This window comes from Streptomyces sp. B93 (genome assembly GCF_018070565.1).
Classification (GTDB): Bacteria; Actinomycetota; Actinomycetes; order Streptomycetales; family Streptomycetaceae; genus Streptomyces.
Genome location: NZ_JAGPXL010000029.1, coordinates 47658 through 60798, shown reverse-complemented (window position 1 = coordinate 60798; position 13141 = coordinate 47658). Strand labels below are relative to the sequence as shown.

Sequence of the window (13141 nt, the reverse complement as noted above, 5' to 3'; positions counted from 1 at the left end):
GTGGGGTGGGTGGCGCTGCCCGGCGCTGGCGGGGTGCCGCTGCGCCCACCCGTGCCGCCCCAGCGGCACGACTGCCCGCAGCTACGGCGGACGCGGGGGTGGGCCCCGCCCCAGCGGCACGACTGCCCGCAGCTGCGCGGGGCTGCTGGTCGCGGTCGTGCGGTAACGCGTTTTCGTTGTTGCGTGGGGAGCTGGGAGAATGAGGTGGGCAGCCGTGGGGTTGGCGGCTGGGTTTTGGAAACTCCAGGAAAAAAGAGGACGTGCCGATCGTGGGTCAGAGCACCGAGACCACCGACTGGGTCTCCCGTTTCGCGGATGAGGTCGTTGCGGAGTCGGAGCGTCGGGCCCCGGGCAAACCGGTCGTCGTCGCGTCCGGACTGTCGCCCTCCGGGCCCATCCACCTGGGGAACCTCCGCGAGGTCATGACCCCGCACCTCGTCGCCGACGAGATCCGGCGGCGGGGGCGTGAGGTGCGGCACCTCATCTCGTGGGACGACTACGACCGGTACCGCAAGGTGCCCGCCGGGGTGCCCGGTGTTGACGAGTCGTGGAGCGAGCACATCGGCAAGCCGCTGACGTCCGTGCCCGCGCCCAAGGGGTCCGCGTACCCGAACTGGGCCGAGCACTTCAAGGCCGCCATGGTCGAGTCGCTGGCCGAGCTGGGTGTGGAGTTCGACGGGATCAGCCAGACCGAGCAGTACACCTCGGGTGTCTACCGCGAGCAGATCCTGCACGCCATGCGGCACCGGGGGGACATCGACGCCATCCTCGACCAGTACCGGACCAAGAAGGCCCCGGCGAAGAAGGCTTCGCAGAAGCCCGTCGACGAGGCCGAGCTGGAGGCCGCCGAGGGGTCCGGCGCGGCGAGTGAGGACGACGGCAGCTCCGGCGCCGCCGGGTACTTCCCGTACAAGCCGTACTGCGGCAACTGCGAGAAGGACCTCACCACCGTCACCGGCTACGACGACGAGACCACCGAGCTGACCTACGCCTGCACGGCGTGCGGCTTCTCCGAGACCGTCCGGCTGAACGAGTTCAACCGCGGGAAGCTGGTCTGGAAGGTCGACTGGCCCATGCGGTGGGCCTACGAAGGGGTCGTGTTCGAGCCCAGCGGGGTCGACCACTCCTCGCCCGGGTCGTCCTTCCAGGTCGGCGGGCAGATCGTGGGGATCTTCGGGGGGCAGCAGCCCATCGGGCCCATGTACGCCTTCGTGGGGATCAGCGGGATGGCCAAGATGTCGTCGTCGAAGGGTGGCGTGCCCACCCCCGCCGACGCGCTGAAGATCATGGAGCCGCAGCTGCTGCGCTGGCTGTACGCCCGCCGCCGCCCCAACCAGTCCTTCAAGGTCGCCTTCGACCAGGAGATCCAGCGGCTCTACGACGAGTGGGACCGGCTCGACGGCAAGGTCGCCGACGGCTCGGCGCTGCCCGCCGACGTCGCCGCGCACTCCCGCGCGGTGCGCACCGCCGCCGGTGAGCTGCCGCGCACCCCGCGCCCGATGCCGTACCGGACGCTCGCGTCCGTCGCCGACATCACGGCCGGGCACGCGGACCAGGCGCTGCGCATCCTCAGCGAGCTGGACCCGGAGCAGCCGCTCGGCTCGCTCGACGAGGTGCGGCCCCGGCTGGACAAGGCCGAGGCCTGGATCAACACCCAGGTCCCCGCCGACCAGCGGACCATCGTGCGGGACGAGCCCGACGCCGAGCTGCTGAAGTCGCTCGACGAGCAGGCGCAGGGTTCGCTGCGGCTGCTGCTCGACGGGCTCGCCGACCACTGGTCGCTGGACGGGCTGACCCACCTCGTCTACGGGGTGCCGAAGGTGCAGGCCGGGTTCTCCGCGGACGCCACGCCCAAGGAGCTGCCGCCGGAGATCAAGACCGCCCAGCGGTCGTTCTTCGCGCTGCTGTACCACCTGCTCGTCGGCCGCGACACCGGTCCGCGACTGCCCACGCTGCTGTTGGCCGTGGGGCAGGAGCGGGTGCGGCGGCTGCTCGGGGAGTAAGGAGCGGCCTGATGACGGCGATGGGGGGGCGCCCGGTCTCAGCACCGGGCGCCCCCCCATCGCCGTACCGCTTGTCGCTCAGGCGATGTGGTCGGCTTCCAGTTCCGCGTTGTGGCGGTTGGTGAAGCGCATGACCATGCGCTTGGCCTCGGCGTCCGGAACGGGCACTCCGTACGTCGCCTCGACGTTGTCACTGAACTCGCGCGGGGTCGGGTAGCCGCTGCCGCTGATCGACTGCTTGAAGACCAGGTAGAAGCCTTCCTCGTCCGGCTCCGGGGCCGGGGTGCCGCCGCCCTCGCCGAGTTCGCGGGTGCGGTTGGGGCCCACCGGGATGGGGAAGCTGCCGGTGTCCTCCATGGATGGCGGTTCCTCGTACTGGTCGCGGTACTCCTCGGCCTGCTGCTGCTCCTCGTACCACTGGGCGTAGGCGGCGTCCGGGTCGTAGTTGGGGTCGTAGCCGCCGTGGTACTCGGTGGTGCGCGGGTCGCGGGACTGGAGCCAGAGGTTCTGCGGCTCGTCGACGGGGGCCTCGGGGGCTGGGGCCTGCTGTGGCTGCTCCGGGGTCGGGTTGCCGACCAGTTGAGGGCGCTGCTCGGCGGGGGGTGCCGCGGCCGGGGGGACGGGCGCCGCCTCGGCGTACGCGGGCAGGTCCGGTGCCGGGGGGAGCAGCGCCGGTTCTATGCCCGCCGCCGCGAGGCCCGCGGGGGCGGTTTCGGCGAGGGGGACGCCGTAGCGGGCCAGGCGCAGGGGCATCAGGGACTCCACCGGGGCCTTGCGGCGCCAGGCGCGGCCGAAGCGGGAGCGCAGGCGGGCCTGGTAGACGAGGCGTTCCTGTTCGAGCTTGATGACCTGTTCGTAGGAGCGCAGTTCCCACAGCTTCATCCGGCGCCAGAGGAGGAAGGTGGGGACGGGGGAGAGCAGCCAGCGGGTGAGGCGGACGCCCTCCATGTGCTTGTCGGCGGTGATGTCGGCGATCCGGCCGATCGCGTGGCGGGCCGCCTCGACGGAGACCACGAACAGGATCGGGATGACGCCGTGCATGCCCACGCCCAGCGGGTCCGGCCAGGCGGCGGCGCCGTTGAACGCGATCGTCGCCGCGGTCAGCAGCCAGGCCGTCTGGCGCAGCAGCGGGAAGGGGATCCTGATCCAGGTGAGGAGCAGGTCGAGGGCGAGCAGGACGCAGATGCCCGCGTCGATGCCGATGGGGAAGACGTAACTGAAGTCCCCGAAGCCCTTCTTGAGGGCGAGTTCGCGTACGGCTGCGTAGGAGCCCGCGAAGCCGATGCCGGCGATGATGACGGCACCGAAGACCACCACGCCGATGAGAACGCGGTGCATCCGTGTCAGCTGAATGGGCGCGGCCACCCGTACTCCCCTCCCACTGCGTGTTGTTGCGCGCAACAGAGTGGCACATGTGTACGGGGAACGGGTGGCCGGTATGCCTCTCAGTCCATTCCTCAGCCCTTTTCCGCCGACGGCGAGGCCGATGACGGGGCCGACGACGAGGCGCCGTCGGTGGCGGCGTCGCCGTCCGCCGCGCCCTTCGTCTCCGTCACCGCCCCGACCGCCTCCTTGGCCGCCTTCGTCGCCGCCTTCGCCAGGTCGTCGGCGTCGGGGGTCTTGTCGCCGGCGAGGCCCGCGCCGTTGTAGTCGAGGGTGATGACCACGTTCTCGACCCGGGTCACGACCGTCTGCTGTTTGAAGGAGCCTTCCTTCTTCTTCAGGTCGTAGCGGATCAGGGTCGCCTCGTCGCCGGTGCCGCTGACCGGTTCCGCCTTGGTGTTCTTGGCGTCGGCCACCGCCTGGGCGTCCTCGACCTGCTTGGCGTAGTACTCCCTGGCGCGCTCGTCGCCCGCGCCCCGGGTGACGTCGGAGTCGAAGCGGAGCAGGGAGACGTTCAGCCAGCGGAACTGGGAGCCCTTGACGCCGTTGTTGTCGAGGCTGCTCCAGGAGCAGTTGGCGCGGGTGGCCGTGTCGTCCGAGGGGCCTTCCTTGCCCTTGGTGCCCTTGGGGACGAGGTCCTCCAGGGTCTTCTTCGCGAGCATCCCGCACGGCTCGGGCAGCGTGTCGTAGACCGCCGCCCGCACGGTGGGGGACGGGCTCGCGGAGGCGCTCGCGGCGCTCTCGGAGGACTGCTTGGCGTCGTCGCCGGAGCCGGAGTCCGAGGAGCAGCCGGCGGCGATCAGCATCACGGGCACGGCGGCCACGCCGACGAGGGCACGGCCGCGGCGCTTCGCCCGCCCGGCCCGCTGGGGTCGCTGGTCGTCGTCTCGCTGTACTCGTCGCTGCATGGTTCCTTCACTCATGACGCTCGTGGTTCCTGCGGTCGGATCGGGTCCGAGGGGCCACGGTACGCGGTGGGGGACGCGTGCGACCTGGGTTCCCGGCGTTCGCGGGCCGGGCACGGCGGTGACCGCCGATCGGTCAAATGCGGCTAACCGGACAGGGATCCGGCGAGCCGGGAGGCCAGTTTCCGCGCCCTGTCCTGCATTTCCTCGCTGTCCGGTACGACTCCGACGGCCGCCGCCTGCTCCTCGTAGGCGACCGTCACGATCACGTTCGACGTGCGGAACGCCACAGTCACCGTGCGCTGCTGGGCCGTCGAACCGGCGCGGCTCAGCTCGTCGTCGAGGAAGGCCTCGTCACCGAGGTCGTCCAGGAGGCGGGGCTGGAGGCCGGTGGGGGTGGCCGTGGGGGAGGTGGGGGGGGAGGCCGAGGGGGAGGACGTCGGGGCCGGTGAGGTGGCGGTGGCCTGGGGTGCCTTGCCGGTCTCCGATCCCGTTCCCGTTCCCGTGGCCGTCGCTGTCGGCGTCGTCGTCTCGGACGTCGTGGGCTCCGGGAGGTCGGCGGCCTCGCGCATGGCCGCGAAGAGCTGCTCGGCCTGGGTGTCGTCGCTGACGGTGTTGTCGTAGGACACCACGCGTTCCAGGTCGACGAAGAGGTGGTCCGTGGCGGTGCTCGACTCCACCTTCCAACGGCAGCCGACCTTGCGGTCGTTGTCGTAGGTGAGGGTGGCCTCGCCCGCGTAGGCCTTCTCGCGCTGGTCCTCGTCGGTGATCTGCTTGATGCCGGGCAGCAGGGAGTCGAGGGTGTCCTCGCCGACCGCGCCGCAGGGTTCGGGGAGGGTGCGGTAGCGGCCGGGCTGGGCGGTCGCCGATGCCGTACCGGCGTCCTCGGGGTTGGAGCCGTCGGCAGTGCCGCCGCCGTCGGAGCCGCCGGTGCAGCCGGACAGCAGGGCCGCGAGGAGTGCGGCGACGCCGGGTACGTACGCCTTCCGCTGCACGGTCAGGCTCCTCTCGCTGCTGGTGCTGCTTGCGTGGATCCAGTGTCCCCGCTGGTTATTCGGTTGCCGGGCGGGGGTGTGGCCGGAAGACAATGTGTATCGCACGCGCTGCCGTGGACGCCGGTCCGTCGTCCTTTTTCGATGACCTTGGCGCCGGTTTTGCCGTTCAGGGCTTTCCTTTCCTTTTCTGAGTTTCATGGGGGATTCATGTCGTACGTGGAGATGCCGGGCGCGAAGGTCCCGATCCGGATGTGGACCGACCCGGCGTCGGTGGAGGACGTGGCGCTCCAGCAGCTGCGGAACGTGGCGACGCTGCCGTGGATCGAGGGCCTCGCCGTGATGCCGGACGTGCACTTCGGCAAGGGTGCGACGGTCGGGTCCGTTATCGCCATGCGGGGGGCGGTCTGCCCGGCCGCGGTGGGCGTGGACATCGGCTGCGGGATGTCCGCAGTACGGACCTCACTGACCGCCAACGACCTGCCCGGCGACCTGTCCCGGCTCCGGTCGCGGATCGAGCAGGCCATTCCGGTGGGACGGGGCATGCACGACAGCCCCGTCGAGCCGGGCCGCCTGCACGGGTTCGCCACCGGGGGGTGGGACGACTTCTGGGGGCGGTTCGAGGGGGTCGCGGAGGCGGTGAAGTTCCGTCAGGGACGGGCGACCCAGCAGATGGGGACGCTCGGGGGCGGGAATCATTTCGTTGAGGTTTGTACGGATATGTCCGGCGCGGTGTGGCTCATGCTCCACTCCGGTTCCCGGAACATCGGCAAGGAACTGGCCGAGCACCACATCGGTGTCGCGCAGAAGCTGCCGCACAACCAGGGTCTGGTCGACCGCGACCTCGCCGTCTTCGTCGCGGACACCCCGCAGATGGCGGCGTACCGCAACGACCTGTTCTGGGCGCAGGAGTACGCCAAGTACAACCGCAGCATCATGATGGCGCTGCTGAAGGACGTGGTCCGCAAGGAGTTCAGGAAGGCGAAGCCGACCTTCGAGCAGGAGATCTCCTGCCACCACAACTACGTGGCGGAGGAGCGGTACGACGGCATGGACCTGTTGGTGACCCGTAAGGGTGCGATCCGGGCCGGGTCCGGGGAGTACGGCATCATCCCCGGCTCCATGGGCACCGGTTCGTACATCGTGAAGGGCCTCGGCAACGAGCGGTCCTTCAACTCCGCCTCGCACGGCGCCGGTCGCCGGATGAGCCGCAACGCCGCCAAGCGCCGCTTCTCCACCAAGGACCTGGAGGAGCAGACGCGGGGGGTGGAGTGCCGTAAGGACTCCGGGGTCGTGGACGAGATCCCCGGCGCCTACAAGCCGATCGAGCAGGTCATCGACCAGCAGCGGGACCTCGTGGAGGTCGTCGCCAAGCTGAAGCAGGTCGTCTGCGTGAAGGGCTGACCCCCAGGGGGCGTCAGCCCTTCACGGGCGTCAGCGGGACTCGCGGTGGACCTTCGTGTTGGACGCCTGGGCGCGGGGGCGGACGATCAGGAGGTCGACGTTGACGTGGGGCGGGCGGGTGACGGCCCAGGTGATGGTGTCGGCGACGTCGTCGGCGGTGAGGGGTTCGGCGACGCCCTCGTAGACCTTGGCGGCGCGTTCGGTGTCGCCGCCGAAGCGGGTGAGGGCGAAGCCCTCCGTCCTGACCATGCCGGGGGCGATCTCGATCACCCGGACCGGCTGGCCGACGATCTCCAGGCGGAGGGTCTCGGCGAGGACGTGGGCGCCGTGCTTGGCGGCGACGTAGCCCGCCCCGCCCTCGTAGGTGGCGTGGCCCGCGGTGGAGGAGACGACGACCACCGTGCCGTCGCCGCTGGCGACCAGGGCGGGGAGCAGGGCCTGGGTGAGGTTGAGGGTGCCGATGACGTTGGTCTCGTACATCTGGCGCCAGTCGGCCGGGTCGCCGGTGGCCACCGGGTCCGCGCCGAGCGCGCCGCCCGCGTTGTTGACCAGGACGCCGATCGTCGTGAAGGCCGTCGCGAACTCGTCGACGGCGGCGCGGTCGGTGACGTCCAGCGCGTACGCGGTCGCGGAGTGGCCCGCCGCGTTGATCTCCTCGGCCAGCGCCTCTATCCGGTCCTTGCGGCGGGCGGTCAGGACGACGCGGTAGCCGGCGGCGGCGAGCTGCCGTGCCGTGGCGGCGCCGATGCCGCCGCTCGCGCCCGTGACGACGGCGATGCGGGAGGCGGCGGAGGGGGCGGCGGCTGCCATGGGGGCTCCTCTGGCGTGACGGGTCCGGTGTGACGGGTTACGGGTTGGGACGCGTTCCTTCTCTGCCCGGTCAGGATAGGCATGGGGGCCGGGCCGGGGGTTCGTGGTCCCGCTCTGCGGTCGTCGTGGGGCGGTGCCGGTGGGAAAATCGAGGGTGGGGCCCGGCCGGTGTGGAGGTGGGTCATGGGAGACGCGCGTGAGGTCATGGACCGGCTCACGGAGGCGGTCACCACGGGCCGCGATCCGGACGTCCTGGCGGAGCTGTTCGCCGAGGACGCGGTCGCCGTCACGCCCGACGGGGAGTTCCGCGGGCGCGACAGCATCCTGGGCTGGTGGGGTCAGATGATCGAGGCGATGCCGGACGCGTGGTACGAGCCGGAGCACGCCTACGAGGCCGGTGACACCGCCATCGACGAGGGCTTCTACCGGGGCCGCAACAGCGGGCCCCTTCAGCTGCCCACGGGTGAGACGTTGCCCGCGACGGGCCGGGAGGTCAGGATCCACGGGGTGGACATGGCCACCGTGGCGGACGGCCGGATCGTGAGCTACCGGGTCTACTACGACCAGATGGACTTCCTGGGGCAGCTGGGCCTGCTGCCGCCCGCCTGAGCTGTGGAATAAGCGTGGCCACGGTGCCGTTCAGCGGTATAGTTGAACGGTCAACCACTTGGAGGATGAGCGGCCATGCAGTCCATGCAGTTCGGGATCTTCAGCGTCGGAGACGTCACGCCGGACCCGACGACGGGCCGTACCCCGACCGAGCGTGAGCGGATCAAGGCGATGGTCGCCATCGCCCTGAAGGCGGAGGAGGTCGGGCTGGACGTCTTCGCCACCGGCGAGCACCACAACCCGCCCTTCGTGCCGTCGTCACCGACGACCATGCTCGGGTACATCGCGGCACGGACCGAGAAGCTCGTCCTCTCCACCTCCACCACCCTGATCACCACCAACGACCCGGTGAAGATCGCGGAGGACTTCGCGATGCTCCAGCACCTGGCCGACGGCCGGATGGACCTGATGATGGGGCGCGGGAACACCGGCCCGGTCTACCCCTGGTTCGGACAGGACATCCGGCAGGGCATCAACCTCGCCGTCGAGAACTACGCCCTGCTCCACCGGCTGTGGCGCGAGGACGTCGTGAACTGGGAGGGGAAGTTCCGTACGCCTCTCCAGGGATTCACCTCCACGCCCCGGCCGCTGGACGACGTCCCGCCGTTCGTGTGGCACGGCTCGATCCGCTCGCCCGAGATCGCCGAGCAGGCCGCCTACTACGGTGACGGCTTCTTCCACAACAACATCTTCTGGCCCGCCGACCACACCAAGCGCATGGTCGAGCTGTACCGGGCCCGCTACGCCCACTACGGGCACGGCACGCCCGAGCAGGCCATCGTCGGCCTCGGCGGCCAGGTGTTCATGCGGAAGAACTCGCAGGACGCGGTGCGCGAGTTCCGGCCCTACTTCGACAACGCGCCCGTCTACGGGCACGGGCCGTCGCTGGAGGACTTCACCGAGCAGACCCCGCTCACCGTGGGCTCGCCCCAGCAGGTGATCGAGAAGACGCTCGCCTTCCGCGAGTACGCCGGGGACTACCAGCGCCAGCTGTTCCTTATGGACCACGCCGGGCTGCCCCTGAAGACCGTGCTGGAACAGCTCGACATGCTCGGCGAGGAGGTCGTGCCGGTGCTGCGCAAGGAGTTCGCCGCCGGGCGGCCCGAGAACGTGCCGGACGCGCCCACCCACGCCTCCCGGCTCGCCGGGAAGAACGCCGAGAAGTCCGAGGAAGGTGCCGCCGTATGAAACTCGTCGTCGTCTCGGCGGGACTGAGCGTCCCGTCCTCCACCCGGCTGCTCGGTGACCGCCTCGCCGCGGTCGCCGCACCGGCCGCCACCGCGCCGGAGCCCGCGCCCGCCGACGTGCGGGTGATCGAGCTGCGCGACCTCGCCGTGGAGATCGCGCACACCTTCACCAACGGGTTCCCGGCCCCGGCGCTGGCCGAGGCGTTCGACGCGGTCGCGGCGGCCGACGGGCTGATCGTCGTCACGCCGGTGTTCTCCGCTTCCTACAGCGGACTGTTCAAGTCGTTCTTCGACGCCCTCAGCGTCACCGACGAGAACGCCCTCACCGGCAAGCCCGTCCTGATCGCCGCGACCGGCGGCACCGCCCGGCACTCCCTGGTCCTCGACCACGCCCTGCGCCCGCTGTTCGCCTACCTCAAGGCCGTCGTCGTCCCGACCGGGGTCTACGCCGCCTCCGAGGACTGGGGCGCCGAGGGCCTGGACGAACGGATCGAGCGGGCCGCCGGTGAACTCGCGGCGCTGATGGCGGGGCTGTCCACCGCCCGGCCGCTGCCCAGGCGGGACTCCTTCGAGCAGGTCACCCCGTTCGAACAACGGCTCGCGGCCCTGCGCCCCACCGCGTGAGACCGCCCGCTGTCCCGGTGAGATCCCGGTAAGAAGCCCGGCCGTACCCCGAACCCCGGGTCGTACGGCCGGGCCGCTTTGCCACACTGGACCCGTGGCCCCCACTGTTCTGCTCGCCGAGGACGATCGCGCGATCCGGCACGCCCTGGAGCGGGCCCTGACCCTGGAGGGCTACGACGTCACCGCGGTCGCCGACGGAGTGGAGGCCCTGGCCAGCGCCCACCGCACCCCGCCCGACGTCCTCGTCCTCGATGTGATGATGCCGGGCATCGACGGCCTCCAGGTCTGCCGGGTGCTGCGCGCCGAGGGCGACCGCACCCCGATCCTGATGCTGACCGCGCTGGTGGAGACCCAGGACCGGATCGCCGGCCTGGACGCGGGCGCCGACGACTACGTCGTCAAGCCATTCGACGTCGAGGAGGTCTTCGCCCGGCTGCGCGCCCTGCTGCGCCGCACCAGCCCCGACGGCGGCCCCCTCACCAGCGACGCGCCGGAGACCGTCCCCCGGCCGCTGCCCGACCCGCGGTTCATCGACGCCGCCGGCATCCGCATGGACCCCCGGGCCCGGCGCGCCTGGCGCGGCAGCCGTGAACTGGAGCTGACCCGCACCGAGTTCGAGCTGCTCGAACTGCTGGTCCGCAACGCGGGCATCGTCCTGGACCACGCCACCATCTACGACCGCATCTGGGGTTACGACTTCGGCCCCGGCTCCAAGAACCTCGCCGTGTACGTCGGCTATCTGCGCCGCAAGCTCGACGAACCGGGCGCGCCGCAGCTGATCCACACCGTCCGGGGCGTGGGTTACGTACTGCGGGAGCAGTGATGAGCCGGGGGCGGCGGCTGCGGCTGCTGTCGCTGGGGACGACGTTCGCGGTGTCCTTCGCGGCGGTGACGGCCGCCGTCACCGTCGTCGTCGGCATCCTGTCGTACAACGCGGCGGCCCGGCTGGTGCGGGTGGACCAGCAGTCGGTGTTCGCGGAGGTCGTGCAGGACCTGCGGGCCGAGGTGCGGGCCAACCGGATGGAACCGGCCGACTTCTCCTCCGGGCCCGGCCATGACTTCGTCCGCCCCGCCCGCACGGACGTGCAGGTGCTCGGCCCCGACGGCGACATCGTCGACCCGGGCAGCCCCGGCCTCCCCGTCACCGGCGCCGACCGGGAGGTGGCGGGCGCGGCGGGCGCCGGGACGGTCGTCCAGCACCAGGACGTCGACGTCGGCAGCGACGTGTACCGGGTCGCCACCGTCGCGCTCGGCAGCGGGCGGGGCGCGGTGCAGGTGGCGCAGGAGTTCAGCGACACCGAGGACCTGCTGCGCACCCTCCAGCAGCGGACCTGGCTGCTGATGGCGGCGGTCGTCGTCGCCGCCGGGCTGTTCGGCTGGTGGCTGGCCCGGCGCATCACCCGCCGCCTGGTCGTCCTCACCGACGCCGCCGAGGCCGTCGCCCGCACCCGGCGGCTCGGCATCCAGGTCCCGGTCACCGGCTACGACGAGGTCGGCCGCCTCGGGCGGGCCTTCGACCGCATGCTGGGCCGCCTCGCCCAGTCGGAGGAGGACCAGCGGCGCCTCGTCCAGGACGCCGGGCACGAGCTGCGGACGCCGCTGACCTCACTGCGCACCAACATCTCCCTGCTGCGCCGGATCGACGAACTCCCGCCGGAGGCCCGCGAGGAACTCGTCGCCGACCTCGGGCAAGAGGCCCGGGAGCTGACCGACCTGGTCAACGAGCTGGTGGAGCTGGCGGCCGGGCAGTCCGACGCCGAGCCGCCGCAGCGGGTCGACCTCGCCGACCTCGCCGAGGACGTCGCCGCGCTGGCCCGGCGCCGTACCGGGCGCAGGATCGTGGTGCGGGCGGGCGGTGGCACGGTGACGCAGGGGCGGCCCGTGCTGCTGACGCGGGCGCTGTCCAACCTGGTCGAGAACGCGGCGAAGTTCGACGCCGACGGCCATGAGCCGATCGAGATCGTCGTGTCCGGGCCGGACGGCGAGTCGCCCGGGCGGCCGCTGCGGGTCGAGGTCCTCGACCGCGGTCCGGGGATCGCCGACGACGACCTGACCCGGGTCTTCGACCGTTTCTACCGGGCCGCCGACGCCCGCGCCCTGCCGGGTTCCGGGCTCGGGCTGTCCATCGTGCGGGAGGTGGCCCTCTCGCACGGCGGGGCGCCGTTCGCCTACCGGCGGGACGGGGGCGGCTCGGTGCTGGGGTTCACGGTGGGGCGCCGGACGGGCTGAGCGTCCGGCGCCGCGGGGCCGCGGGTCAGCCGCCGAGGGCGGCCTCGGCGGCGGTGAGGGCGCCGGTGTGGCCCCTGCGCAGCGCGGTCAGCTCCTCGCGGTGCTCGGCGATCTGCTCCCGCTGGATCCTGGCGTCCTCGGTGAACCAGGTCCTGACCAGGTTCGTGGACTCCTTGCAGTCGATGTCGGCGACGGCGACGGCGATCTCCTCCGCGGAGGGGGTGTCGCCGGCGCGCGGGGCGAGGTCGATGGCGTTGTAGGGCACGTCGACGGTGTGGCCCTTGTCCTTCATGCAGGCCGACCAGTCGGCGAGCACGGCCCGCACCTCCGGTGTCTCCCGCGACTTCACCAGGCTCTGCCCGTCGAGTTCGGAGACGAGGGTGAAGTCGAGGTTCCGGGTGCCGAGGGTGTCGTCGGCCCAGCCCGCGCAGCCGTCCTTGTGGATCTTCTTGCCGTTGAAGCTGGCGCGTGCCGGGGCCGCGCCGGTGTCGGCCGGGTTCAGGCTGGTGCGGCCGGAGAGCACCTCGACCTGCGGCTGGGTGAGGGCGGGCAGCTCGGTGCGCTGCTGGCGCTGGAGGTCCTCGGGCAGCCCGTAGCCGTACTTCTCGGCCGCGGCGCGGTCGGTGATGCCGTAGCGGCGTTCCATGTTGGCGTCGTTGTCGTTCGGCGGCGGGTTCATCCCGGCGGGCGGGAAGGCGACCTCCAGGCCGTACTCGGCCATGCACTCGCTCTGGAGGCGGCGTTCGGCGTCGTCGAGGGTGACGGTCTCCTCGTAGGTCTGCATGTAGCGCTCCAGGGGCAGTTCGAGGCCCTTGGCGAGTCCGTTCGGGTCGGCCTTGGGCCACTTGCTCCGGTCGACGGCCGAGCCCGCCTCGGCGACCGGTTCGGCCCGGGTGCCCCGGTCGGGGGCGCCGCCGGGGGCCGCGCAGCTGGTGACCAGGCCCGCGCAGACGGCGAGGAGGGCGATGGCTGGTGCCTTGGTGCGGTGGGTCATC

General features: G+C 71.6%; 12 protein-coding genes. 7 read left to right on the top strand and 5 right to left on the bottom strand.

Features of this window, described 5'->3' with window-relative positions; translation table 11 throughout:
- Positions 1–260 precede the first annotated feature (260 nt).
- On the top strand, positions 261–2003 hold the full coding sequence (gene lysS, locus KBY47_RS24685) for a lysine--tRNA ligase (RefSeq protein ID WP_210924326.1): 1743 nt from the start codon (positions 261–263) through the stop codon (positions 2001–2003).
- Between the two features lie 78 nt (positions 2004–2081).
- Here lysS and KBY47_RS24680 read toward each other — a convergent pair whose 3' ends face one another.
- The 3 genes from KBY47_RS24680 to KBY47_RS24670 form a co-directional block, all read right to left on the bottom strand.
- A complete protein-coding gene (locus KBY47_RS24680; RefSeq protein WP_210924324.1) occupies positions 2082–3368 on the bottom strand; it encodes a DUF2637 domain-containing protein in 1287 nt (428 codons plus the stop codon).
- Positions 3369–3460: 92 nt separating this feature from the next.
- The gene (locus KBY47_RS24675; RefSeq protein WP_210924322.1) at positions 3461–4309 is read right to left on the bottom strand and encodes a DUF3558 family protein; all 849 of its coding nucleotides are present in this window, start codon (positions 4307–4309) and stop codon (positions 3461–3463) included.
- Positions 4310–4437: 128 nt separating this feature from the next.
- On the bottom strand, positions 4438–5286 hold the full coding sequence (locus tag KBY47_RS24670) for a DUF3558 domain-containing protein (RefSeq protein ID WP_210924320.1): 849 nt from the start codon (positions 5284–5286) through the stop codon (positions 4438–4440).
- 207 nt (positions 5287–5493) lie between these two features.
- On the opposite strand from KBY47_RS24670, the gene KBY47_RS24665 reads away from it, so the two are divergent.
- The gene (locus tag KBY47_RS24665; protein ID WP_210924318.1) at positions 5494–6687 is read left to right on the top strand and encodes an RtcB family protein; all 1194 of its coding nucleotides are present in this window, start codon (positions 5494–5496) and stop codon (positions 6685–6687) included.
- Between the two features lie 30 nt (positions 6688–6717).
- Here the strand turns inward: KBY47_RS24665 and KBY47_RS24660 are convergent, their stop codons facing one another.
- Positions 6718–7497: an SDR family NAD(P)-dependent oxidoreductase gene (locus KBY47_RS24660; RefSeq protein WP_210924316.1), complete on the bottom strand. Its 780-nt coding sequence runs from the start codon at positions 7495–7497 to the stop codon at positions 6718–6720.
- 183 nt (positions 7498–7680) lie between these two features.
- Here KBY47_RS24660 and KBY47_RS24655 point away from each other — a divergent pair, with 183 nt between their 5' ends.
- From KBY47_RS24655 to KBY47_RS24635, 5 genes are all read left to right on the top strand, one after another.
- Entirely contained in the window at positions 7681–8106 is a 426-nt protein-coding gene (locus KBY47_RS24655) for an ester cyclase (RefSeq protein WP_210924308.1), read from the top strand.
- Positions 8107–8190: 84 nt separating this feature from the next.
- On the top strand, positions 8191–9294 hold the full coding sequence (locus KBY47_RS24650; protein WP_210924394.1) for an LLM class flavin-dependent oxidoreductase: 1104 nt from the start codon (positions 8191–8193) through the stop codon (positions 9292–9294).
- Positions 9291–9917 (top strand): FMN reductase, encoded by a 627-nt coding sequence (locus KBY47_RS24645; protein ID WP_210924305.1) that lies wholly within the window; start codon positions 9291–9293, stop codon positions 9915–9917. Before KBY47_RS24650 ends, KBY47_RS24645 begins: the two co-directional genes overlap by 4 nt.
- A gap of 94 nt (positions 9918–10011) precedes the next feature.
- On the top strand, positions 10012–10740 hold the full coding sequence (locus tag KBY47_RS24640; protein ID WP_210924303.1) for a response regulator transcription factor: 729 nt from the start codon (positions 10012–10014) through the stop codon (positions 10738–10740).
- Positions 10740–12146: a HAMP domain-containing sensor histidine kinase gene (locus KBY47_RS24635; RefSeq protein ID WP_210924301.1), complete on the top strand. Its 1407-nt coding sequence runs from the start codon at positions 10740–10742 to the stop codon at positions 12144–12146. The genes KBY47_RS24640 and KBY47_RS24635 overlap by 1 nt, the downstream gene beginning before the upstream one ends.
- A gap of 25 nt (positions 12147–12171) precedes the next feature.
- On the opposite strand, the gene KBY47_RS24630 is transcribed toward KBY47_RS24635, so the two are convergent.
- Positions 12172–13140 (bottom strand): hypothetical protein, encoded by a 969-nt coding sequence (locus KBY47_RS24630; protein WP_210924298.1) that lies wholly within the window; start codon positions 13138–13140, stop codon positions 12172–12174.
- Position 13141 lies beyond the last annotated feature (1 nt).